This is a genomic window from Neorhizobium sp. T25_13 (assembly GCF_002968675.1).
GTDB lineage: Bacteria > Pseudomonadota > Alphaproteobacteria > Rhizobiales > Rhizobiaceae > Neorhizobium > Neorhizobium tomejilense.
In genome coordinates this window covers 259643-283016 of record NZ_PVBI01000003.1, presented here as the reverse complement: position 1 = coordinate 283016, position 23374 = coordinate 259643, and the positions used below count along the sequence as shown (strand labels likewise).

The 23374-nt window shown below is 61.9% G+C and carries 27 protein-coding genes; 16 read left to right on the top strand and 11 right to left on the bottom strand.

The window, feature by feature from the left end:
* The 15 genes from urtD to ureG all read left to right on the top strand — a co-directional run bounded on the left by urtD (window position 1) and on the right by ureG (window position 9900).
* A complete protein-coding gene (gene urtD / locus C5J22_RS08445; RefSeq protein ID WP_105437888.1) occupies window positions 1–762 on the top strand; it encodes an urea ABC transporter ATP-binding protein UrtD in 762 nt (253 codons plus the stop codon).
* Window position 763: 1 nt separating this feature from the next.
* Window positions 764–1459 carry an urea ABC transporter ATP-binding subunit UrtE gene (urtE, locus tag C5J22_RS08440; RefSeq protein WP_105437887.1) on the top strand — a complete coding sequence of 232 codons (696 nt, stop codon included), beginning with the start codon at window positions 764–766 and terminating at the stop codon, window positions 1457–1459.
* Between the two features lie 220 nt (window positions 1460–1679).
* Complete coding sequence (locus C5J22_RS08435; protein ID WP_172746570.1) at window positions 1680–2837, top strand: PHB depolymerase family esterase; 1158 nt, start codon at window positions 1680–1682, stop codon at window positions 2835–2837.
* Window positions 2774–3619 (top strand): urease accessory protein UreD, encoded by an 846-nt coding sequence (locus C5J22_RS08430; RefSeq protein WP_105437885.1) that lies wholly within the window; start codon window positions 2774–2776, stop codon window positions 3617–3619. The genes C5J22_RS08435 and C5J22_RS08430 overlap by 64 nt, the downstream gene beginning before the upstream one ends.
* Window positions 3620–3637: 18 nt before the next feature.
* Window positions 3638–3940: an urease subunit gamma gene (locus tag C5J22_RS08425; RefSeq protein ID WP_046635146.1), complete on the top strand. Its 303-nt coding sequence runs from the start codon at window positions 3638–3640 to the stop codon at window positions 3938–3940.
* 12 nt (window positions 3941–3952) lie between these two features.
* Window positions 3953–4204, top strand: a complete 252-nt coding sequence (locus C5J22_RS08420) for a DUF1272 domain-containing protein (RefSeq protein WP_105437884.1) — start codon at window positions 3953–3955, stop codon at window positions 4202–4204.
* Window positions 4205–4215: 11 nt separating this feature from the next.
* Window positions 4216–4521, top strand: coding sequence for an urease subunit beta (locus C5J22_RS08415; RefSeq protein WP_105437883.1), 306 nt, complete (start codon window positions 4216–4218; stop codon window positions 4519–4521).
* A 29-nt stretch (window positions 4522–4550) separates the two neighbouring features.
* Window positions 4551–4931, top strand: coding sequence for a lysozyme inhibitor LprI family protein (locus C5J22_RS08410; protein WP_105438119.1), 381 nt, complete (start codon window positions 4551–4553; stop codon window positions 4929–4931).
* A gap of 106 nt (window positions 4932–5037) precedes the next feature.
* Complete coding sequence (locus C5J22_RS08405; protein ID WP_172746569.1) at window positions 5038–5277, top strand: AbrB/MazE/SpoVT family DNA-binding domain-containing protein; 240 nt, start codon at window positions 5038–5040, stop codon at window positions 5275–5277.
* Window positions 5274–5681 (top strand): PIN domain-containing protein, encoded by a 408-nt coding sequence (locus C5J22_RS08400; protein ID WP_046666681.1) that lies wholly within the window; start codon window positions 5274–5276, stop codon window positions 5679–5681. The genes C5J22_RS08405 and C5J22_RS08400 overlap by 4 nt, the downstream gene beginning before the upstream one ends.
* 3 nt (window positions 5682–5684) lie before the next feature.
* Window positions 5685–7394, top strand: a complete 1710-nt coding sequence (ureC, locus tag C5J22_RS08395; RefSeq protein WP_105437881.1) for an urease subunit alpha — start codon at window positions 5685–5687, stop codon at window positions 7392–7394.
* Window positions 7395–7419: 25 nt separating this feature from the next.
* Window positions 7420–8091 (top strand): TIGR02117 family protein, encoded by a 672-nt coding sequence (locus C5J22_RS08390; RefSeq protein WP_105437880.1) that lies wholly within the window; start codon window positions 7420–7422, stop codon window positions 8089–8091.
* Window positions 8092–8105: 14 nt separating this feature from the next.
* On the top strand, window positions 8106–8570 hold the full coding sequence (ureE, locus tag C5J22_RS08385; RefSeq protein WP_105437879.1) for an urease accessory protein UreE: 465 nt from the start codon (window positions 8106–8108) through the stop codon (window positions 8568–8570).
* Between the two features lie 42 nt (window positions 8571–8612).
* Window positions 8613–9245 carry an urease accessory protein UreF gene (locus C5J22_RS08380; protein ID WP_105438118.1) on the top strand — a complete coding sequence of 211 codons (633 nt, stop codon included), beginning with the start codon at window positions 8613–8615 and terminating at the stop codon, window positions 9243–9245.
* Window positions 9246–9288: 43 nt separating this feature from the next.
* The gene (ureG, locus tag C5J22_RS08375; protein ID WP_046635165.1) at window positions 9289–9900 is read left to right on the top strand and encodes an urease accessory protein UreG; all 612 of its coding nucleotides are present in this window, start codon (window positions 9289–9291) and stop codon (window positions 9898–9900) included.
* Window positions 9901–10051: 151 nt separating this feature from the next.
* On the opposite strand, the gene C5J22_RS08370 is transcribed toward ureG, so the two are convergent.
* From C5J22_RS08370 to C5J22_RS08325, 9 genes are all read right to left on the bottom strand, one after another.
* The gene (locus tag C5J22_RS08370) at window positions 10052–10735 is read right to left on the bottom strand and encodes a Crp/Fnr family transcriptional regulator (RefSeq protein ID WP_172723868.1); all 684 of its coding nucleotides are present in this window, start codon (window positions 10733–10735) and stop codon (window positions 10052–10054) included.
* Window positions 10736–10932: 197 nt separating this feature from the next.
* Complete coding sequence (locus tag C5J22_RS08365; RefSeq protein WP_105437878.1) at window positions 10933–14268, bottom strand: efflux RND transporter permease subunit; 3336 nt, start codon at window positions 14266–14268, stop codon at window positions 10933–10935.
* An 11-nt stretch (window positions 14269–14279) separates the two neighbouring features.
* Window positions 14280–15515 (bottom strand): efflux RND transporter periplasmic adaptor subunit, encoded by a 1236-nt coding sequence (locus C5J22_RS08360; RefSeq protein ID WP_105427044.1) that lies wholly within the window; start codon window positions 15513–15515, stop codon window positions 14280–14282.
* 292 nt (window positions 15516–15807) lie between these two features.
* A complete protein-coding gene (locus tag C5J22_RS08355) occupies window positions 15808–16782 on the bottom strand; it encodes an ABC transporter substrate-binding protein (protein WP_105437877.1) in 975 nt (324 codons plus the stop codon).
* 61 nt (window positions 16783–16843) lie between these two features.
* Window positions 16844–17971 carry an ABC transporter permease gene (locus C5J22_RS08350; protein ID WP_105437876.1) on the bottom strand — a complete coding sequence of 376 codons (1128 nt, stop codon included), beginning with the start codon at window positions 17969–17971 and terminating at the stop codon, window positions 16844–16846.
* Window positions 17968–18852, bottom strand: coding sequence for an ABC transporter permease (locus tag C5J22_RS08345; protein ID WP_046666674.1), 885 nt, complete (start codon window positions 18850–18852; stop codon window positions 17968–17970). The genes C5J22_RS08350 and C5J22_RS08345 overlap by 4 nt, the downstream gene beginning before the upstream one ends.
* Window positions 18849–19229, bottom strand: a complete 381-nt coding sequence (locus C5J22_RS08340) for an endonuclease domain-containing protein (RefSeq protein ID WP_105437875.1) — start codon at window positions 19227–19229, stop codon at window positions 18849–18851. Before C5J22_RS08340 ends, C5J22_RS08345 begins: the two co-directional genes overlap by 4 nt.
* Before the next feature lie 235 nt (window positions 19230–19464).
* Window positions 19465–20256, bottom strand: a complete 792-nt coding sequence (locus tag C5J22_RS08330) for an ABC transporter ATP-binding protein (RefSeq protein ID WP_105437874.1) — start codon at window positions 20254–20256, stop codon at window positions 19465–19467.
* Complete coding sequence (locus tag C5J22_RS08325; RefSeq protein ID WP_105437873.1) at window positions 20253–20627, bottom strand: hypothetical protein; 375 nt, start codon at window positions 20625–20627, stop codon at window positions 20253–20255. The genes C5J22_RS08330 and C5J22_RS08325 overlap by 4 nt, the downstream gene beginning before the upstream one ends.
* 184 nt (window positions 20628–20811) lie before the next feature.
* Here C5J22_RS08325 and C5J22_RS08320 point away from each other — a divergent pair, with 184 nt between their 5' ends.
* On the top strand, window positions 20812–21225 hold the full coding sequence (locus C5J22_RS08320; RefSeq protein WP_105437872.1) for a cupin domain-containing protein: 414 nt from the start codon (window positions 20812–20814) through the stop codon (window positions 21223–21225).
* 28 nt (window positions 21226–21253) lie between these two features.
* On the opposite strand, the gene hydA is transcribed toward C5J22_RS08320, so the two are convergent.
* Window positions 21254–22708 carry a dihydropyrimidinase gene (hydA, locus tag C5J22_RS08315; protein WP_105437871.1) on the bottom strand — a complete coding sequence of 485 codons (1455 nt, stop codon included), beginning with the start codon at window positions 22706–22708 and terminating at the stop codon, window positions 21254–21256.
* Window positions 22705–23370 (bottom strand): endonuclease domain-containing protein, encoded by a 666-nt coding sequence (locus C5J22_RS08310; protein ID WP_105437870.1) that lies wholly within the window; start codon window positions 23368–23370, stop codon window positions 22705–22707. The genes hydA and C5J22_RS08310 overlap by 4 nt, the downstream gene beginning before the upstream one ends.
* Window positions 23371–23374: the final 4 nt, after the last annotated feature.

Sequence of the window (23374 nt, the reverse complement as noted above, 5' to 3'; positions counted from 1 at the left end):
ATGAACACGATTTCCGAAACACGACAGAAAAGCCTGCTCTATCTCGAAAACGTCTCGGTCTCCTTCGACGGCTTCAAGGCGCTGAACTCGCTGTCCTTCGTCGTGGAGCCCGGCGAACTCAGGGCAATCATCGGCCCGAACGGCGCCGGCAAGACGACGATGATGGACATCATCACCGGCAAGACACGGCCTGATACCGGCACGGTCCTGTTCGAGGATACGATCGACCTGACCAAAAAGGACGAGGCGGACATCGCCCAGCTCGGCATCGGCCGCAAATTCCAGAAGCCGACCGTGTTCGAAAGCCACACCGTCTGGGACAACCTGGAACTGGCGCTCAACCGGTCGCGCGGCGTGTTCGCCACCTTGTTCTACACGCTGTCGGCGGAGGATAAGGCTCGCATCGAGGAGATCCTCGAGACGATCCGCATGACCCACCGCAAGAACGAGTATGCCGCCAATCTCAGCCACGGCCAGAAACAGTGGCTGGAGATCGGCATGCTGCTCGCCCAGGAACCGAAGCTGCTTCTGGTCGACGAACCCGTCGCCGGGATGACGGATGCGGAGACAGCCGAGACCGCTGTGCTGCTCAAGGAAATCGCCAAGACCCGTTCGGTCGTGGTCGTCGAACATGACATGGGCTTCATCCGCGAACTCGGCGTCAAGGTGACCTGCCTTGCGGAAGGTTCGGTACTTGCCGAAGGCTCGATCGATTTCGTCTCGAGCGATCCGAAGGTGATCGAGAATTATCTGGGGCGCTGATATGCTGACAGTCAACAACGTCAATCTTCACTATGGCGCAGCGCAGGCGCTGCGAGGCGTTTCCATTCATGCGGATATGGGCAAGATCACTTGCGTGCTGGGGCGGAACGGCGTGGGGAAGAGTTCTCTTCTCCGCGCCGTCACCGGCCAGCATCCGGTCAGCGCCGGTACGATCAGCTTCCAGGGGGAAGTCCTGAACGGTCTTGCGCCCTATAACCGCGCCAAGCACGGCATCGGCTACGTGCCGCAGGGCCGGGAAATCTTTCCGCTCCTGACAGTCCAGGAAAATCTCGAAAGCGGCTACGCCCCGCTCGCGCGCAAGGACAAGTTCATCCCGGACGAGATCTTCTCGCTGTTTCCGGTGCTGAAATCGATGCTCGGCCGGCGAGGCGGGGACCTCTCAGGCGGCCAGCAGCAGCAGCTTGCGATCGGCCGCGCCATGGTCACCCGTCCAAAGATCCTCGTGCTCGACGAGCCGACCGAAGGCATCCAGCCGTCGATCATCAAGGATATCGGCCGGGCGATCCGCTACCTGCGCGATTCAACCGGCATGGCCATTCTTCTGGTGGAACAGTATCTGGACTTCTGCCGGGAACTGGCCGACCACGTCTACATCATGGATCGTGGCGAGATTGTGCACGAAGGGGCCGCCGAGACTCTGGATACGGCAGAAGCAAGGCGGCACCTGACCGTCTGAGACCAGTATTTTTACTGGTGAATGTTTGTATCGCGTTGCAGCACTTCGTGCGTTTCAAAGGCCGCTAATATATGTTAACAACACTGCGTTTTCAGGGCATTCCGCATATTTGTTGACAACCCCCGCACCCCATGATGAGGCGCTGATGGTCTTTGCACGCGTTGCCGGTTTCTTCTCTCGTTCCGCTCTTACACGCATGGTTGCTGTAGGAGCGGTTTTTTTGGGCGCCACGACCTTCCTGGGGTCAATGACCGGCAGCGCCCTTGCAGCAGGCTGCGGCCAGCCGATGGAAGCCGGTCGCCACCGGATCACCATCGAGACTGATGGTATTGCCCGTTCGGCCATCTATTTCATTCCATCGTCTTATACCGGCAAGGACAAGGTTCCGCTGGTTTTCGATCTCCATGGTAGCCACAGCAACCCTGAAGGACAGCTGAACAGAAGCTCCTGGGACAAGGTCGCGGAGAAAAACGGCTTCATCGTGCTGGCGCTGCAGGGCAGCCTGCCCGGAAGCTCCGCCGGCACCTATGCCTGGAACGTGCCTTTCGTCACCGTACAGCAGGGCGGCCTCGACGAGATCGCCTATATCAAGCAGGCCCTGAACACCGCAAAGCAGCAATTCTGCGTCGATCCGGCCCGCATCTACGCCTCGGGTTATTCGGGTGGCGGCCGCATGTTGTCGGCCTACCTCTGCTCCGGTCATGACGATTTCGCAGCCGCCGGCTTCGTGCATTCGCTGCGCGCCGGCCGTCCGGTCGAGACCGACGGCAAATGGGCTCCGGACGCGCAGGGCTGCAATCCGGCCAGGCCCATCTCGATCATGGCTTTTGCCGGCGTGAAGGATGCAGCCAACCCTTACGCGGGCGGCGGCAATACCTATTGGCAGTATGGCTTCAAGACCGCAATCCAGCGGTGGACCGAACTCGACGGCTGCAAGGGTAATGGCGACGTGAAAACGGTCGATAACGTGACCTTCAGTCTCTACGGTACCTGCAAGAACGGTGCACGCGTCGCATCCTACGTCTTCGCCAACGGCACGCATGACTGGCCGAAGCCGGTTGCCGCCACGGAAGCCGTGATCGCTGCCGCCAAGGACGGTGCTGCGAGCGTCACCAAGGTGGCCGCGGTCACCGTTGCCAAACCGGCGTTCGACGCCAATGTTGATCCGGCCTCGCGGATGTGGGAGTTCTTCGGCAAGGCCGACAGCACCGACGTGATCGCCACCGCAGCACCCGCCAAGATCGGTTCGACGGGCAAGTCTGGCACGGGCGTTGCATCGGGCTGCGGAACCGAAGCCGATCTTCAGGGGACGACGTGCAACAGCAACCAGCCGATCGATATGCGCCGCAGCGGGCAAGGGGTGCAGGACGCCTTGTAACCAAGGCTTTCGGCGGGCGGACACGGCTCGCCGAATTCTACCAGGAAGGCTGCGCAAAAATTCGCCTTCCGGAAACATTTTCGCCTGAAATGGAGGCGATCTTAATCAATACGTCGGGGGGACTGACGGGCGGCGACGTGATCGAATGGTCCGTCGCCGCTGCCGCTTCCACAAGACTGTCGGTCACCACCCAGGCGAACGAGAAAATCTACAAGGCCTCGTCCGGCACGGCCTCCGTCTCCACCCATGTGACCGTCGGCGAAGACGCATCGGTCCACTGGCTCCCCCAGGAAACCATCCTTTTCGACCAGTCCTCGCTGACCCGCCGGCTCGACGTCGATCTTTCCGAAAGGTCCGAATTCCTGGCCGTCGAGGCGGTTCTGCTCGGTCGCAAGGCGATGGGCGAGGCGGTCGCGAACGGTTTCTTCCGCGACCGCTGGCGGGTGCGCCGCTCTGGCCAGCTGATCCATGCGGAAGAGATGAAGTTCGAGGGCGAGATCGAGCAGCTTTCCCAGGCAGCCGCGGTGCTCTCCGGCCAGGTCGCCTTCGCGACGCTGTTTTACACCGGCCCGCTCGCCGAAATGCTCTTCCCGAAACTCCGCCAGATTGTCGACGGCACGTCCGGCGGAGCCAGCCTTTGGACCGGCGGAGCCAGCCACTGGAACGGCAAGCTGATCGCCCGGCTGGTGGCGCCGACCGGATTTGACTTGAGAAAAATCCTGACACCGGCAATTTCCGTATTGCGTAACGGCGCGCCAGTGCCGAAAGTCTGGAACATCTGATCTTACAGCGGGATTCCCATGAACCTGAGCCCACGAGAAAAAGACAAACTGCTGATTTCCATGGCGGCGATCGTCGCCCGACGCCGGTTGGATCGCGGGGTCAAGCTCAACTACCCGGAAGCGATCGCCCTGATTACCGATTACGTGGTGGAAGGTGCGCGCGATGGCCGCTCGGTCGCCGACCTGATGGAGGCCGGCGCCCATGTCGTCACCCGCGATCAGGTTATGGAAGGCATTGCCGAGATGATCCACGACGTGCAGGTGGAGGCGACTTTTCCGGACGGCACCAAGCTCGTCACCGTCCACGAACCGATCCGCTGAGGAGGCCCCAAGATGCTGGAGTTGCGCCCCAATTGCGAATGCTGCGACAAGGATCTCGCCCCGGAAAGCCGCGGGGCGATGATCTGCACCTTCGAGTGCACGTTCTGCGCCGATTGCGCGGCCGAGGTGCTGAAGGGCACCTGCCCGAATTGCGCCGGGGAACTGGTTCGCCGGCCGGTGCGCACGGCAGCGGCGCTCGCCCGCCATCCGGCCTCCACCAAACGTGTTCTGAAGGCTGAGGGCTGCGCGCCCAAGGCGGCTTGAAGGAGAATACCATGATCCCCGGTGAAGTGATTGCCGCAGAAGGCGAAATCGAGCTCAATGCAGGTCTTCCGACGGTAACCATAAAGGTCGCCAATACCGGCGACCGGCCGGTGCAGGTAGGCAGCCATTACCATTTCTTCGAGACCAATAACGGGCTCTCCTTCGACCGGGGCAAGGCGCGCGGCATGCGCCTCGATATCCCGGCCGGCACGGCTGTCCGTTTCGAACCCGGCCAGATGCGGGAAGTGACGCTGATCCCGCTTTCGGGCAAGCGCGAGGTCTATGGTTTCCAGCAGAAGATCATGGGTGCGCTGTGAAGCCCGCGTTGGCGTTTTCCGCCGCGTTCATGGCGCTTTTTGCCCTGCCGGCGGTGGCGCAGGAGCCGAAGGCAAATTGCAAGAACCCGCAGACGCAGATGGAGATGAACATTTGCTCGCAACGCGACTACGAGGCCGCCGACAAGGCTCTTAATGCCCAGTACCAGACAACCCGCAAGGCGATGAAAAAATGGGATGCGGATAGTTCCGCGGACCTCAAAGGCGCCGAGGATGCGCTCGTCAAGGCGCAACGCGCCTGGGTCGTCTATCGCGACGCGCAATGCATCTCCTCCGGCTTCCAGGCCCATGGCGGCTCGATGGAGCCGATGCTGATTTCCGGATGTCAGGCGGACCTCACCCGCAAGCGCATTGAGGAGCTCAAAGAGCTGACCGAGGCGATGGGGAACTGACACGTATGTGTGGAGAAATTGCTAAGGTAGGGAATTTTTGATAAGTAGGGAGAGCTAAGAAAGTTAGGGAGCGATGGCAATGGGTAGATTCGAGGCGAAGACATCCATGAAGGGACAAGCCACAATTCCGGTCGAGGTCAGGAGAGCGCTCGGCTTGCCTCCGGGCGGTCTGGTGCAGTTCATCGTCGACGACAACGGCAAGGTTTCGGTCGTGGCGAAGAAGAGCGGGCTTTCGCACCTCAAGGGAATTTTTGGAAAGGCGGATGGCCCTATCGACATCGACGAGGCTATCTACGAGACTGTGAGGCGCCGCACGGCCATCGACCGGCAGGAGGGTGATCCTTGATCGGTATCGATACCAATGTCCTGGTGCGTTACGCCCTTGACGATGATCCACACTGGTCGCCGATCGTCACACGCTTCCTCGATACGCAGCTATCCCCGCAACGGCCCGGTTACATTAATCCCATCACCCTTGTCGAACTAGTGTGGACACTGCGGCGCAAGCCCGAATACGACCGCTCCAAACTTGCCGATCTCATCGAAAGCCTTCTCGCATCGGACAGTCTCGTGCTTGGCGAGGCTGAGGCGGTCGAGCGCGCAGTTGCAGCTTTCAAACAAGGGGGAGCGGGCTTTGCCGATTATCTGATCGCCGAGCTCAATGAAGCCGCCGGTGCTTCCCCAACCGTTACCATCGATCGCGGCGCGGCCAAGAAGGCGCCCTTTGTTTCACTTTCCGAAAAGGTCTGAACCATGCCCCACAAGATGTCCCGCGCCTCCTATGCCAGCATGTTCGGTCCGACCACGGGCGACAGGGTGCGGCTTGCCGATACCGAATTGTTCATCGAGGTGGAGAAGGATTTCACCGTCTATGGCGAAGAGGTGAAGTTCGGCGGCGGCAAGGTCATTCGCGATGGCATGGGACAGAGCCAGGCGACGCGGGCGGAAGGCGCCGTCGATACGGTCATTACCAACGCGCTGATCGTCGACCATTCGGGCATCTACAAGGCTGACGTCGGTTTGAAGAACGGCCGCATCCACGCGATCGGCAAAGCCGGCAACCCGGATACCCAGCCGGGCGTGACGATCATCGTCGGCCCGTCCACCGAGGCGATCGCCGGTGAGGGCAAGATCCTGACGGCCGGCGGCATGGATGCACATATCCATTTCATCTGCCCGCAGCAGATCGAGGAGGCGCTGATGAGCGGCGTCACGACCATGCTCGGCGGAGGCTCCGGCCCGGCACATGGCACGCTCGCCACCACCTGCACCGGCGCCTGGCATATCGAGCGGATGATCGAGAGTTTTGACGCCTTCCCGATGAACCTCGCGCTCGCCGGCAAGGGCAATGCGTCGCTTCCCGCACCGCTGGAGGAAATGATCCTCGCCGGTGCCTCGTCGCTGAAGCTTCACGAGGACTGGGGTACGACGCCGGCCGCGATCGACAACTGCCTGACGGTTGCCGACGCCTTTGACGTGCAGGTAATGATCCACACCGATACGCTGAACGAAAGCGGTTTTGTCGAGGATACGGTCGCGGCCATCAAGGGCCGCACCATCCACGCCTTCCATACGGAAGGTGCCGGCGGCGGCCACGCGCCCGACATCATCAAGATCTGCGGCAATCCGAACGTCATCCCGTCTTCGACCAATCCGACCCGGCCGTATACGATCAATACGCTTGCCGAACATCTCGACATGCTGATGGTCTGCCATCACCTGTCGCCGTCGATCCCGGAAGACATCGCCTTTGCGGAAAGCCGCATCCGCAAGGAAACCATCGCTGCCGAAGACATCCTCCACGATCTCGGCGCCTTCTCGATCATCTCCTCCGACAGCCAGGCCATGGGCCGCGTCGGGGAAGTGGCGATCCGCACCTGGCAGACGGCCGACAAGATGAAGCGCCAGCGCGGCAGCCTGAAGGAAGAAACCGGCAATAACGACAACTTCCGCGTCAAGCGCTACATCGCCAAATATACGATCAACCCGGCGATTGCGCACGGCGTTTCCCATGAGATCGGCTCGGTCGAGGTCGGCAAGCGGGCGGATCTCGTGCTCTGGAGCCCTGCCTTCTTCGGGGTGAAGCCGGAAATGGTGTTGCTCGGCGGCTCGATTGCGGCCGCGCCGATGGGCGATCCGAACGCCTCGATCCCGACGCCGCAGCCGATGCACTACCGGCCGATGTTTGCGGCCTACGGCAAGCTGCGCACCAATTCCTCCGTCACCTTCGTCAGTCAGGCTTCGCTGGATGCCGGTCTTGCCCAGCGCCTCGGCGTCGCCAAGAAGCTGGTGGCGGTCAAAAACACCCGCGGCGGCATCTCCAAGGCCTCGATGATCCACAATTCGCTGACGCCGCATGTGGAGGTCAACCCAGAGACGTACGAAGTACGGGCCGACGGCGAGTTGCTCACCTGCGAGCCCGCGACCGTGCTGCCGATGGCGCAGCGTTATTTCCTGTTCTGAGGCGCTGGCACCTCGGAGCCCATTCATGAAGACGTTTTTGCGCCGGCTCCTCGCTGCGGTTCTGTTCGTGGTTGTCGCGGTGGCCGTCGGGACGTTCATCCCGCGGCCGCTGTTTGTGCCGAGCCGGGCGGCGGAACCGGCGGCGCAAAGGCGCGTCCTGGTTCTGTCCAATCCGATCCACACGGACATCGCCATTCCGCTGGCTGAGGATACCCGTGCCGCCTTCGCTTTTCTGGAGCGGTCCGGAATCCCGGTCGCCGATCCCGGTGCGGAATGGCTGGTGCTCGGTTGGGGTGGGCGGGCCTTTTATCTTGAAACGCCGACCTGGGCGGACTTGAAGCCGCTTCCGGTGTTGCGGGCGCTGACGATCGACAGTTCGGTCATGCATGTGGACGTTGCCGGCGGGATCGATGAAAGCCATCCGGCGGTGATGCCGCTCGACCTGGAGTCGGCGGAATTCCAGCGGCTTTTGGCGTTCATCCAGACGAGTTTCACCCGACAGGCAGACGAGGTGACTGTGGTGCCGGAGGCGGGCTATGGCGATAATGACCGGTTCTTCGAGGCGAACGGCTATTTCAACGCGGTTGTCGGCTGCAACACGTGGGCCGCGGCGGCACTGCGCGCCGCCGGATTGCGCACCGGCCTCTGGAATCCGCTGCCACAGACGCTTACCCTCTCACTCAAGCTTTTCAATTGACCCCGGAGTATTCCATGCAGCACGTCCACTCCTATCACCCCGCCGGCGTGGTCACCGACCCGCCGGTCGATATCATCACGCTGCCGCATGATCTGCGGCATCTGCGCCGCAAGCTGCTGCATCTCTCCAATGGCGAAATGGTGATGCTCGATCTCAAGGAGGCCGTGCTTTTCCATCACGGCGATCGGCTGGTGCTTGAGAACGGCGATACGATCGAGGTACATGCGGCCCCGGAAAAACTCTTCGAGATCAAGGGCCGCGATACGCTGCACCTGATCGAGCTCGCGTGGCATCTCGGCAACCGCCATCTGCCGGCGCAGATCGAGGAAGGCCGTATCCTCATCCTGCGCGACCACGTGATCCGTGCCATGCTGGAAGGGCTTGGTGCCGCGGTTGCCGAGGTGGAGGAAGGTTTTCAGCCCGCCCGCGGCGCCTACCATTCGCATGGCTCCCACGGCCACGACCATCATGGACATTGAGGCTTCGTGACCAACCTCGATACCAAGGTGCTTCTGAGGCTGATGGCCTGGCTCTCGCCGGCCTTTCCCATCGGCGGTTTCGCCTATTCGGGCGGGCTCGAACGGGCGGTGCACGATGGCCTCGTCAAGGATGCCGCAGGTCTGATCGCCTGGCTGACGAGCCTGCTGCGGCACGGCGCCTTGTGGAACGACGCCGTGCTGTTCGGCGAAGCCTGGCGGCGGTATGATGACGGGGCTGCGTTGAAGGAGATAGCCGAACTGGGGCTGGCGCTTGCCGGCTCTGCAGAGCGCCACGCGGAGACATTGTCGCTCGGCAAAGCATTCGCCGCGGCGGCCTCCGCGTGGCCTCATCCGGTTCTCGACCGCCTGCCGCCAGCCGTGCCGTTCCCCGTCGCAGTCGGTGCAATTGCGGCAGGGCATGGCGTGCCGGCAGCCCAGGCGCTTGCCGCCTATCTGCATGCGGCCGTCTCGCAATCGGTGTCTGCCGGTATCAGGCTTGGGGTTTCCGGGCAGGTGGAAGGGGTGGCCGTGCTCGCGGATATCGAGAGCCTGGTCAGCCAGATTGCGGAGAAGGCGAGCCTTGCCACTCTCGACGATCTGGGCGGCGCGGCAGTGCAGGCGGAAATTGCCTCTCTTCGGCATGAAACACAGCATTCGCGGCTTTTCCGCTCGTAGAAGCGGGCCTAAGCTGAAGTCTGGTAGAATGAAAGGACGACATATGAAATCGGCGAATGGACCTCTGCGCGTCGGCATCGGCGGCCCTGTCGGTTCGGGCAAGACGGCACTGACCGAGAAGCTCTGCAAGGCGATGCGGGAGGATTATTCCGTCGCGGTCGTCACCAACGACATCTATACCAAGGAGGATGCTGAGGCTCTGGTGCGCTGCCAAGCGCTGTCTTCCGACCGCATCGTCGGTGTCGAGACCGGGGGCTGCCCGCATACCGCCATTCGCGAGGACGCGACGATCAATCTGCAGGCGATCGCGGGTCTGAATGAACGCATACCGGACCTCGACGTGGTGTTCATCGAATCGGGCGGCGACAATCTCGCGGCGACCTTTTCGCCCGATCTTGCCGACATCACCATCTATGTGATTTCCACCTGCCAGGGTGAGGAAATCCCGCGCAAGGGCGGTCCCGGCATTACCCGCTCCGACCTGCTGATCATCAACAAGAAGGATCTCGCTCCCTACGTCGACGTCGATCTCGACGTAATGGACCGCGATGCGTATCGCATGCGCGAGGCCAAGCCGCATCTGTTTACCGATTTGAAGCGCGGCGTCGGCGTGGACCATGTGGTCCGGTTCCTGAAGGAGCAGGGCGGGCTTTGAAGTCTGCCGCGCGACATGCTTAAAAAAAATTGAGGCCGGTGGCCCCTCGAAGCCACCGGCCTTATCTGCATGTCGCGGTCCCGCCGCCAGTGTCACAACATGCATCCAAAGAAAGCCCGGACCCGCCCGTCCGGTCTCGCTTCGTTTAACTTCAGATCTCGCGCAGGGCCTGCACGTCGCCGACCTGGATCACGCGCCCGCGTACCGTCACTCCTGTGCGCCGGAGGGTGGAGAATGCGCGGGAGAGCGCCTCGGGAGCGAGGCCCAGCATGCCTGCGAGCAGGTTCTTCTGGAAAGGCAGGCGAATGGACGCCGGGCCGCCGTCCACCGGGCACCGCGTCAGGATATAATTTGCCACCCGCTGTGGCGCCGTATGCAACCTGTCGTTGGCTACGCAGTCCATCGTGGTTATGAGGTGTTTCGACAGCGAGGTGATCACCGCCTTGGCAATATCCCTCTCCTGGTCGGCCAGATCCCGCACCGCCTGCATGTCGAAGCGGGCAAGCGTCGTAGCTTCGGCCGTCTGGGCATGATGGCGATACTTGGTGCCGCCATAGAGAAGGCATTCGGCGAACGTGTCGCCCGGGCTGCAGATGCGGATATCCGCCTCGCGGCCGTCACGATTGAGCTGGTAGAGCCGTACGTAGCCGCTGAGAACGCAGTAGAAAGCGTCGGCATTTTCGCCCTCGCGAAAGATCGACTTGCGGTTCGTCAGACTGATGACACTCATGGTCGACATCATCCGGACGAGAGAATTGCCAGTCAGGCTGGTCAGGAAAGGCGTCTTCATCAGGACGGCCCGGTCCCTGTTGTTGAGCTTGAAATTGCTGTTCATCATGTCCGCCGTCTCTTCCATAACCTGAACCGCCGCGCATTCCCGATATCGCTAAAATAACAGGTTCACGAAATCTGAATTTGACATCGATCAAATCCGTGAAATTTTTCTGCAATCTCCGCGAGTTGGCTTATTCCAACGAAAAACGCCGGGCCCAAGGGCCCGGCGTTGTCGAAAATACAGTTCGGAGATGGGGGTTATTCGGCGGCCAGCGGCGGCAGGCGCAGCACTTTGCTGCTGGCTTGCGCACCGGGAGAACGATCGTCGTTGGCGCTCGTCTGCCGTTCCATCTGGTTGAGGCGTTCCTCCAGGGATGCGATCGACTGCGCGTTCTTGCGAGCCTCCTGGCTGAGTTCCTCGTTGGAAAGACCGAAGTCCTCCTGTTCCTTCTTGCCGACCATGCGGCCGAAGATCTTGCCGAGCAGGCGCGACAGGTCGTCCATGATCAGGAAGAAGGACGGCACGACGAGGAGCGAGAGCACCGTCGAGACGATGATGCCGCCTATTACCGCGATCGCCATCGGCGCACGGAAGGAACCGCCTTCACCGACGCCGAGCGCCGAGGGCAACATGCCCGCGGACATGGCGATCGACGTCATGATGATCGGACGGGCGCGCTTGCGGCCGGCCTCGACCATGGCATGGACGCGTTCCAGGCCCTGCCTCTTCATCTCGATCGCGAAGTCCACCAGAAGGATGGCGTTCTTCGTGACGATACCCATCAGCATCAGGATACCGATCAGGACCGGCATCGACAGCGCGTTCTGGGTAATGATCAGCGCCACCGCCACGCCGCCGATAGCAAGCGGCAGCGAGAACAGGATGGTGAAGGGCTGGATGACGTCCTTGAAGAGCAGGATCAGCACCACGAGCACCAGCATCAGGCCCATCAGCATCGCATTGCCGAAGCTCTGCTGCATTTCGGCCTGCACCTTGGCGTCGCCGCTTTCGGCCAGACGAACCGTCTTCGGCAACTCGGTCTCACCGACGATCCGCTTGAACTCGGCCGATGCGGTATCGAGCGCCGTGCCGAAGGGCACGTCGGAACCGATCGCCACGACGCGATTGCGGTCGTTGCGCTTGATCGAACTCGGGCCTTCCGAATAGTCGATGTCAGCAACGTTGTAGAGCGGCACGCTGGCACCGGCCGCAGTCTTGATCTTGAGCGCCCGGATCGAGGCCAGATCGCGCCGCACGTCGAGCGAAGCCTGGACGCGGATCGGGATCTGCCGGTCGTCGAGCGAGATCTTCGCAAGGTTGGCATCGACATCGCCGATGGTCGCGACGCGGACCGTCTCGGCGATCTGCTGCGGCGTGATGCCGAGGCGCGAAGCCTCCGCCATGCGCGGCCGGATCTGCAGTTCCGGACGGGGCAGGGCGCCTTCCGAGGAGACGTTGAACAGGACCGGCGAGGCCCGCAGCTTCGATTCCAGCATGCTGACGGCGTCGTTCAGGTCCGCCTCGTTGGTGGAGAGGAAGTTGAACGAAAGGTCGCGCTCGGCGCGGTCGTTGACCTTGGATATCCGCACGTCCGGAATGGAGCGGACGGCAGCGAAAATGTCCTTTTCGACATCCCATTGCGGACGCGTGCGGCCATTTTCCTTGATCCTCGGCACGACGTCGCGGATCAAGGGGATCGATCCCAGGCCCTTGTTAACCAGGGTCTTTACCAGCGAATGGTCGAGGTTTTGCAGGATGACGCGCACGGTTGCGCGGCGCAGTTCGAGGTCGCCTTTAGGCGACGCTCCGCCGAGGATGAAGACGCTCTCGACACCGTCGATATGGCGCACCGCGTCATAGATGACGTCGGTGCTGGCGCCCGTTTCATCGAGCGTCGCATTCGGCGGCAATTCCACCGACAGCACGACGCGCGAGTTGTCGTCCGGCGGCAGGAAGCTGCCGGGGACCTGGGATAGCAGCATCACGGAGCCGATCAGGAAGCCGATTGCGGCGAGCATCGTCGTATAACGCCAGTACCAGCGGCGGGTCGTGCCGGTGACAAGGCGCGTATAGGCCTTCATGATCCAGCCGTCGTTGTCGTGATGGTCTTCCATCCCGTCTTCGGGGCTCATCAGATAGGCGGCCATCAGCGGCGTGATCAGTCGCGCCACCGCGAGCGAGAAGAACACCGAGAATGCGACCGTCAGGCCGAACTGGATGAAATACTGGCCTGGAACGCCCGGCATGAACGACACCGGCACGAACACGGCGATGATCGTGAAGCTGGTGGCGATGACGGCGAGGCCGATTTCGTCGGCGGCTTCGAGCGCTGCCTTATAGGGCGATTTGCCCATCTTGATATGCCGCGCGATGTTCTCGATCTCGACGATCGCGTCATCGACGAGAATACCGGTCGCGAGCGTCAGCGCCAGGAAGCTTACGAGGTTCAGCGAAAACCCCATGAGGTCCATGATCCAGAAGGTCGGGATCGCCGACAACGGCAGGGCAACCGCTGCGATCAGCGTCGCGCGCCAATTCCTCAGGAACAGGAAGACCACGATGACGGCGAGGACCGAGCCTTCCACCAGCGTATGGAGGGCAGCTTCGTAATTGCCGTAGGTGAAGTAGACGGAGTCGTCGACCATTTCGATCGCGACGTTCGGATTGGCCTTGCGCACCTCGTCGAGGCTGGTGGCGACGGTTTCGGCGACCGAGACCTCGCTTGCACCCTTGGCGCGGAACACGGCGAAGGTGACCGACGGCGTGCCGTTGAAGCGCGAGAAGGATTTCGGCTCCTCGTAGGTGTCGGTGATGGTGCCGAGTTCGGTCAGCTTGACGAACTGGCCGTTGGGCAGCGTGATCGTCGTGTCGGCAAGCTGAGCGACGCTGCGGGCATCGCCGAGCGTGCGGATCGTCTGTTCGTTGCCGGCCACCTGGCCGCGGCCGGAGCCGAGGTCGACGTTGGTGCCGCGCATCTGGGTACTGACATCGGCAGCGGTAATGCCATAGGCATCCAGCTTGGCGGGGTTCAGGGACACCCGGACTTCACGGTCGGAGCCGCCGTAACGGTCGATACGGCCGACGCCGGCTTGGCCCTGCAGGGCGCGCTTGACCGTGTCGTCGACGAACCAGGAGAGTTCCTCGAGGGTCATGTTCGGCGAGGAGACGGCGAATGTCTGGATAGCCTGACCTTCGACGTCGACCTTGGTGACGACGGGTTCCTCGATGCCGGCGGGCAGGTCGCTACGGATCTTGTCGATCGCGTCCTTGGTGTCCTGTACGGCTTCTGCGGTCGGCTTTTCGATGCGGAAAACGACGACCGTCTGCGACTGGCCGTCCGTCACCGTCGACTGGATTTCGTCAATGCCGCTGATCGAGGCGACAGCGTCCTCGATCTCCTTCGTCACCTGCATTTCCAGCTCGGCGGGGGCGGCCCCGCTCTGGGTGACGGTGATCGACACGACCGGAACGTCGATATTCGGGAAACGGGTAATCGGCAGCGCGTAAAACGACTGGATGCCGACAACAAGCAGCAGGGCAAAACCGAGCATCGGCGCTATCGGATTGCGGATCGACCAGGCGGAGAAGTTCATGCGGCTCAACCTCAGTTCGCAATAGTGGCGGGTTCGGCCGGGACCGGGGCGATCTTGTCGCCGTCCCGAACGAAGGCGCCGGCCTTCGCAACGACAATGTCACCGGCCGTAAGACCGCTGACGACCTGCACGAAACCGCCATCCTGGATGCCGGTTTCAATCTTCACCTGCTTGACCACATTGTCCTCGACCTTGCGGGCGGTGGAACCGTCCCGCCCGGTGGTGACGGCGGAGAGCGGCAGCGCTAGGGCATTGGTCTCGGCGATGACGATCTCGGCACTGGCATACATGCCCGAGCGGGCGCCGCTCTTGTCGTCGATGATGATATGCACCGCCCCGAGGCGGGTCACCGGGTCGACAGTCGGGGAGACGAGCCGAACCTTGCCGGCGATCTTCACCTTGCCGCCGGCGACCGTGACGATCGCCTTCTGGCCGGCCTTGATCTTCTGGATGTCGGTCTCGGAAAGATCGGCGACCAACTCGATCGCGCTATCCTTGATGATCGTGAAGAGCGGATTACCGGTGCCGCTGGCGATCGCGCCGACCTTGGCATTGCGGACGGAAATGATACCGCCGACCGGCGCCTTCACGCCGGTGCGGGCGAGCTTCAGGTTGATGTCCTCGATCTGGGCGTCAACCACCTTGATGTCGGACTGGCCAACCGCGACCGCCTGCTTGGCGGCGTTCAGCTTGGCGTCGGATACCTCTACGAGCGCGTTCGCCTGTTCGAGCTGCGAAACCGTGCTGGTGCCGCTCTGGCTCAGGCGTTGCGTGCGGTCGCGCTGGCGCTTGGCGTCGGCAAGGTTGGCTTCCGCCTCGATCACCTGCGCCTTGTACTGCGCAAGACCAGCCTCAGCCTTTGCCTTGTTGGCCTGCAACTGGCTTTTCTCAAGGATCAGCGCGTCTTCGTTCAACGTCGCAAGCACGCTGTCGGCCTTCACTTCGTCACCGACATCGGCGTTCAGCGTCTTGATCGACAGGGCGTCGACGAGCGGCTGGACGTAGACTTCCTCGACGGGCCTGACGGTGCCGGTGGCGATGACGCGGTCGATGAGCGGCTTTTCGATCGCTTCCGTCACAATGATCGAGGGCAGCTTGATTTCCGTCTGCGCCGGGGCCGGCTTGGCCGCGTCCTGCGCAACGGCAGAATTGGGGATCAATGCGGAGCCTGCGGCAAGCGCGATGCTGGCGCCGAGTGCAAGGCGAAGAGCCGGGATACCGGCGGACTTGGTAAACTTGCGAAACATGCGATTACTTTCAAACTGAAGTAAGGGGCAAATATTCCGCTGGGAACCGCTCCGGTCACGTAACGCCCCCTCAGCGCACGATAACCCGGATCAAGGTGGTAACCGCGCAAAACGGTTACAAGACCGGCAGCGAAAGATTCATCAACGCCGCACTTTTACGTGTTTGCGTTGCACAAATCAATCCGTCGCCCTTATGAGACGAATGAGTTTTAGTTATGTTTTGAGTGAGAAAAATTTCAAAAACGCGCGGCGTGTAGCCGCGCGTTCTCTTTTAACAAGCCAGCGGCGATTATTATTTCAATGCCGCGTCGGTGATCTCGCTCGTATAGGCGCCTTCCGGCTTCTTGGTGATGATCTTCTGGTCGAGCAGCGCCTTGACCGTGCGGTCGTAGGTGGCAGTGTCGAGCTTTCCGGTGCCGGTGCCGATCAGCTTGGCGACTTCGCCCATCATCCGCTTCTGGTGGTTCTCGTCCTGGCCGCCATTGTCCATGACGATCCCGGCTGCTTCACCCGGATTGGCGATGGCGTATTTCCAGCCCTTCATTGACGCACGGACGAACTTCACCATGGTTTCCTTGAACTTCGGATCCTTGAGCTTGGTGTCCATCACGTAGAGACCATCCTCGAGCAGGTCGTTGCCCATGGCGGAGAAGTTGAAGACGACGAGCTGGTCCGGCTTGAAGCCGGCATCGATCGCCTGCCAGTATTCGTTATAGGTCATGACCGAGATGCAGTCGGCCTGCTTCTGGATGAGCGGCTGCACGTCAAAACTCTGCTTCAGAACGGTCACGCCGTCCTTGCCTCCGTCGGTCTTCAGGCCGAGCTTGTTCATCCAGGCGAAGAACGGGTATTCGTTGCCGAAGAACCAGACGCCGAGCGTGCGGCCCTTGAAGTCGGCTTCGGTCTTCACCGGGCCGTCCTTGGGGCAGATCATCTGCAGGCCGGACTTCTGGTAGGGCTGGGCGATGTTGGTGAGCGGCACGCCCTTTTCGCGGGCAACCAGCGCACCGCCCATCCAGTCGACGATCACGTCGGCGCCGCCGCCGGCGATCACCTGTTCGGGAGCGATGTCAGGGCCGCCCGGCTTGATCGTGACGTCGAGGCCTTCTTCCTTGTAGAAGCCCTTGTCCTTGGCGACGTAATAACCGCCGAACTGGCCTTGAGCCACCCATTTCAGCTGCAGGGTCACCTTGTCGGCGGCCATCGCAGCTTGGGCTGCCGCGAGCGACATGGCGCCCGCCATCAGCGCAACGAGAATTTTTCTCATGTTTTTTATCCTTCCCTCTGAGGTTTGCCGGCTCCGCCGAAACGGGCCGGATTTTAAGCGCCTAACCACCGCGGTTAGACGGATGCCAGAACGTCGTCGCTCTTTCGCCAAGCGCCACGACGCCATAAAAAACTGATCCGACCAGCGCTGCAACAGCGATTTCGGCCCAAACCATGTCGACATTCATGCGGCCGATCTCGGTCGAGATCCGGAACCCCATGCCGACGATCGGCGTGCCGAAGAATTCCGCGACGATCGCACCGATCAGCGCCAGCGTCGAGTTGATCTTCAGCGCGTTGAAGATGAAGGGCATGGCGGCCGGCAGGCGCAGCTTGATCAGCGTCTGCCAGTAGTCGGACGCGTAGGAGCGCATCAGGTCGCGTTCCATGGCGCCCGAGGCCCCGAGCCCGGCCACCGTGTTCACCAGCATCGGGAAGAAGGTCATGATGATGACGACGGCTGCCTTCGAATGCCAGTCGAAACCGAACCACATGACCATGATCGGTGCGACGCCGATGATCGGCAGCGCCGACATCAGATTGCCGATCGGCAGCAACCCTCGGCGCAGGAAGGCGATGCGATCGGCAAGGATGGCGACGACGAAGCCGGAGGCGCAGCCGACGACGTAACCGAACAGGACCGCCTTGAAGATCGTCTGCTGCACGTCTGCCCAGAGGATCGGCACCGAGCTTGCGAGCCTTGCGCCGATCGAGGACGGCGGCGGCAGGAGAATGAAGGGGATGCCGGCGCCTCGGGTCGCCGCTTCCCATAGGATCAGGATCCAGGCCCCGAAGATCGCCGGGATCAGCAGCCGGAGAAACGTGTCGCCGGTTTTGGATTTGGCGCGGATGCCGGACAGGACCGTGACGCAGCGCCAGGCGATCAACCAGCAGGCCGCGATCATCAGGAAGAAGGCAAGCGTCGCCTTGCCCTCGTTGCCGGCGATGCCCGCAAGCAGCAGCCAGACGGCGAGATGGGCCGCGAGGAACAGGACGGTTGCGAGGAGGAGCTGGGAGAGCCTGGTGAACGAGACCAGCGCTGCGCCGGCGACGAGCAGAAAGATCACAGCGAGGGCGCCGGTGCCGAACGGCGAGGGGGCATCCGCCGCCATCAGCGGCAGGGAGGCGAGGGCGGCGAGACCGAGGAGCAGCGCTATCGCGCCCTGCCAGGAACGAAGAGCCACTGTCATGCCGGCCTCCCGCCCATGGAGCGATCGACGATCTTGGCGATGATCCCGACGATCGCAACGAGGGCCGCCGCCAGCACCGAGCCGGCGATCAGCGCCGCCCAGATATCGATCGTCTGGCTGTAATAGGCCCCGGCCAGCAGTTTCGAGCCGATGCCGGCGACGGCACCGGTCGGCAGCTCGCCGACGATCGCCCCGACAAGGCTCGCGGCGATCGCCACCTTCATCGAGGTAAACAGGAACGGAATGGAGGCCGGTACCCGGAGTTTCCAGAAGGTCTGGGCACCGCTTGCATAATAGGTGCGCATCAGGTCGAGCTGGATGATCTCGGGCGAACGCAGGCCCTTCACCATGCCGACTGCCACAGGGAAAAAGGAGAGGTAGGTCGAGATCAGCGCCTTGGGAACGAGCCCGGTGACGTTGATCGCGCCGAGCACGACAATCACCATCGGCGCCACCGCCAGGATCGGCACGGTCTGCGAGGCGATGATCCACGGCATCAGGCTGCGGTCGAGCGCCTTCAGATGCACGATGCCGACCGCGATCAAGATGCCGGTCAGCGTGCCCATGGTGAAGCCGACAACGGTCGACGATAGCGTCACCCAGGCATGGTAGACAAGGCTGCGGTTCGACGTGACGCTGCGCAGAAACGTATTCTCGAAGACGTTGCTGACCACCTGATGCGGCGCCGGCAGGATGGGCTTCGGCTGCGCCATCGTCTTGCCGATGAACTCCATCGTCGTCGAAGTGACGTTGGCGCGCCGGTCGAGATCCCGCTGGAAGGGCGCGTTCATGAAATAGGCGGCGACGTACCAGACGGCGAGGATCACCACGAGGATGGTGAGGACGGGGATGATGCGGGATTTGAGGGAGTCGGGTTTCATACGAACTCCTTCTTCAAAAAAGGCGTGACGTGTTTTTCGATGGTCGTGAAGACATAGTCGGGTCCGTCGAGAACTTGATCGTTGTCGAACCTCATCACGGTAAACCCCTGACCTCTTAGAAAGGCGTCCCTCCTAAGATCATGCCGGCGACCATGATCGGTCTCGTGGCTGTCCCCGTCGACTTCCACGACGATACGTGCCGCAAGCCAGGCAAAATCAGCGATGTAAGGACCGATCGGTGTTTCTCGCCGGAAGCGGGCGCCATAGGGCCGGAAATCGCGGAGCATGTCCCACATCGCGGATTCGGCCTTGGTGAGCTCGCGGCGGAGCGTTTTGGCGCGTGTTCTGGTCTGGGGAGCGATATTGGAGTGAGGCATTCAGATTGCTCCTCGAACATCAGGGAAAAAGACCCCGCCCCAACCCCTCCCCACAAGGGGGAGGGGCTTAACCTGCGGCGGTCTTCTCATTCCCTTTGCGGCGGTGCGTCTTGATGCAAGGGTGTTGTGTGACGGGACGGTGCGGTCCGGGAAGTCCCTCCCCCTTGTGGGGAGGGGTTGGGGAGGGGACTTGCCTCCGCAATACCGAGGATGGGCCTCCTGCATCTGCAAACCCTCACTCCTCATAACTATGCCCCGCTCTCAACCCCTCGCGCACCCGATGCGCGATCTCCAGGAATTCCGGCGTCTCGCGGATTTCGAGCGGGCGTTCCCTGGGCAAGGTCGATTCGATCACGTCGGTCACCCGGCCCGGACGCGGCGACATGACGACGATGCGGGTCGAGAGATAGACGGCCTCCGGGATAGAGTGGGTGACGAAACAGATGGTCTTTTCGGTGCGCGCCCACAGCTTCAGCAGCTGTTCGTTGAGGTAATCGCGGACGATCTCGTCGAGCGCGCCGAAGGGTTCGTCCATCAAAAGCAGGTCGGCGTCGAAGGCGAGCGCACGGGCGATAGAAGCGCGCTGCTGCATGCCGCCGGAAAGCTGCCAGGGGTATTTCTTGCCGAAGCCGGAAAGGTTGACGAGATCGAGGGTTCGCTCGATGCGCGCTTTGCGATCCACCGACGAATAGCCCATGATCTCCAGAGGCAGGGCGATATTCTTCTCGATCGTCCGCCACGGATAAAGTGCCGGCGCCTGGAAGACGTAACCGTAGGAGCGCGATTTGCGCGCCTCTTCCGGCGTCATGCCGTTGACGGTGATCTCGCCGGCCGTTGCCTTTTCGAGATCGGCGATGACGCGCAGGAAAGTGGTCTTGCCGCAGCCGGACGGGCCGATGAAGGAGACGAAATCCCCCTTGTTCACCGTGAGATCGACATTCGACAGCGCATGTACCGGCCCGTCACCGGTCTCGAAGGTGAGGCCGAGCTTTTTGGCCGAAACGACGGAGGATGGAGCATTGTTCATCGGCATTTGGGCATGGGTCCGAGTTTGGTACCGTCCGGGAAGCTGACGGTATAGCCTTTGGCGGATCTGGTGAGCGTAGCGGTGTCTTCCGGTCCGACTTCCCCTTCGGCTTCGCATACTGCCTTGATGGTGAAACCGTTCGCCGTCTTCTTCGGCATGCCCTTGAATTCGCAGGCGGAAACGGAAGTCGTCACACCGTCGTCCTTGAGCAGCAGGAAATCGTCGGCACCGGACGATTCGCCGGTCCTGGCATAAGTGCAGCCTTCCTTGCTGCCATAGGCGCCGTCGAGGAAGGTCGCGGCCTTGGCGGGAACGGCAATCGAGATCGCGGCAAGGACTGCCGATGCGATGCTGAAGCGGATTGTATTCAATGACATTTCCCGAAAGGCCCCCATTCAAGTCCGTCTGCGAAGCGTACAGTATAGACATCGCCGTTGCGCAGGATATCGATCATTGTGGTGTCCAAGAGCCCTCTCTTTTCGTTTGTCTCGGCTGCCGCTCTCAAGCCGGCGTGATATGCTGGCGGCAGATCCCGTTCGACGGAGGAAACTGGCGATGGACAGTGCATCAAAACCTACCTGCCGTGTCGTCAAGCCCGGTGCGGCCTACGACGGCAAGCAGGGCATGAGTTATTTCGAGGGGATCGCGGCGGAAACGGTCGGCTCCAAGGGCATTTGCATGCATCTTGTTACCATCCCGCCGGGCGCACGGGCCAAGGCCCATCTGCATGAAACCCACGAGACGGCCATCTACGTGCTCTCCGGCTCCGCGGTCACCTGGTATGGCGACCGGCTGGAGGAATGTGCCGAACTCTCGGCCGGCGAGATGATGTATATCCCCGCCGGCGTGCCGCACCTGCCGGCCAACATTTCCGACGCGCCCTGTTCGGCGGTCATCGCCCGCACCGACCCGAACGAACAGGAAAGCGTCGTGCTTCTGCCCGAGCTGGACGGGTTGGTGAAGGGGTGACCTCTGCGGAAAGGACATCGTTTCCCGTTCAAACCCCGCTGGCCGGAATGCCTGCGCGTTCCACCTTGCGCGGCGAGGTCAGTTCCTTCCAGGTCGAAAGGGCCTTGTTGACCGCCGGATAAGGCTCGCGCTTGACGAACTGGCCGTGGCCTTCCTGCGTCCTGATCGCCCCGTCCTCGATGGCGACCACGCCGCGGGTCAATGTGTAGCGCGGCAGGCCGGTCACTTCCTTGCCCTCGAAGACGTTGTAGTCGATCGCCGACTGCTGGGTCTTGGCCGAGATCGTCTTCGACTTTTTCGGATCGAGAACGACGATATCCGCGTCGGCTCCGACCAGGATGGCGCCCTTCCTCGGATAGAGGTTGAGAATCTTGGCGATATTGGTGGAGGTGACCGCCACGAACTCGTTCATGGTGATGCGGCCGGTGGCGACGCCATGGGTCCAAAGCATCGGCAGGCGGTCTTCGAGGCCGCCGGTGCCGTTCGGGATTTTTCTGAAATCGCCGAGACCGGTCCGCTTCTGGTCGGTCGTGAAGGCGCAGTGATCGGTCGCCACCACCTGCAGCGAGCCGGAGGCAAGGCCCGCCCACAGGCTGTCCTGATGCTGCTTGCTGCGGAACGGGGGCGACATAACCCGGCGGGCCGAATGGTCCCAGTCCTTGTTGAAGTATTCGCTTTCGTCGAGCGTCAGGTGCTGGATCAGCGGCTCGCCATAAACGCGCATGCCGTTCTGGCGGGCGCGGCGGATCGCTTCATGGGCCTGTTCGCAGGACGTGTGCACGACATAAAGCGGAACGCCTGCCATGTCGGCGATGATGATGGCACGGTTGGTGGCCTCGCCCTCGACGGAGGCGGGCCTCGAATAGGCGTGGGCTTCGGGCCCGTTATTGCCCTCGTCCATCAGCTTGGTCTGCATGGCGGCGACGACGTCGCCGTTTTCGGCATGGACGAGCGGCAGGGCACCGAGTTCGGCGCAGCGCGAGAACGAGGCGAACATCTCGTCGTCGTTCACCATCAACGCGCCCTTGTAGGCCATGAAGTGCTTGAAGGTGTTGATGCCGTGATGCGCGACGACCGCCTTCATCTCGTTGAAGACCTGCTCGCCCCACCAGGTGACCGACATGTGGAAGGAATAGTCACAATTGGCGCGGGTCGCCTTGTTGTCCCAGCGCTTCAGCGCGTCAAGCAGCGACTGGCCGGGCTCGGGAAGGCAGAAATCGACGACCATGGTCGTGCCGCCGGCAAGTGCTGCCCGCGTGCCGCTCTCGAAATCGTCGGCGGAATAGGTGCCCATGAACGGCATTTCCAGATGCACATGCGGATCGATCCCGCCCGGCATGACATAACAGCCGGCGGCGTCGAGCGTGGTGTCGCCGAAAAGGTTCGGGCCGATCTCGATGATCCGGCCAGCGTCGATCTTCACGTCCGCCTTGTAGGTCAGGTCGGCCGTGACGATGGTTCCACCCTTGATGACTGTGGTCATTGTTGTTCCCCTGTCTTGTCAATTTCGGTGAGATTTGACGGATAGAAGCGCGCCGTGTCGCAGCGCTCGGTCATTTGACCGTCCAATGCGGCCAATACTGTGTCCAGTACGGCGCGTCGTTCACGGGTGATCTCGTGGTTCCAGAAGCGCAGGATGGAATAGCCTTTGGCATTGAGCCATCGCGTGCGTGCTATGTCGGATTGGCTCTCCGCGTGATGGAAGCCATCGATTTCGACGATCAAACGTTCTTCGCGGCAGAGAAAATCGACGACATAAGGTCCCAGCGGAACCTGGCGCGAGAACTTGTAACCGTTCAGAAGGCGGTTTCGCAGCTCACTCCAAAGGCGGTATTCTTCCTCGGTTTCGTTCTGACGAAGCCGCCGTGCCTGCGTTGTTTTTCCGGGGCGCCGTTTTGTGATGTCATCGCCGAGCATTGCGTGCACCCCCTCATCCGACCCTTCGGGCCACCTTCTCCCCGCTGGGGAGAAGAAGGAGCATGCCGCGCCCTCGGCGTCAAATCCACGGACTTTTGCTCGGAGCCCAACGAAGGCTGCTGGCAGCCAGGCAGATACCCTCTTCTCCCCAGCGGGGAGAAGGTGGCCCGAAGGGTCGGATGAGGGGGGCTTCGCCAAAGGCAAGGCGCCGTTCACGGAAGAAAGCATCAGC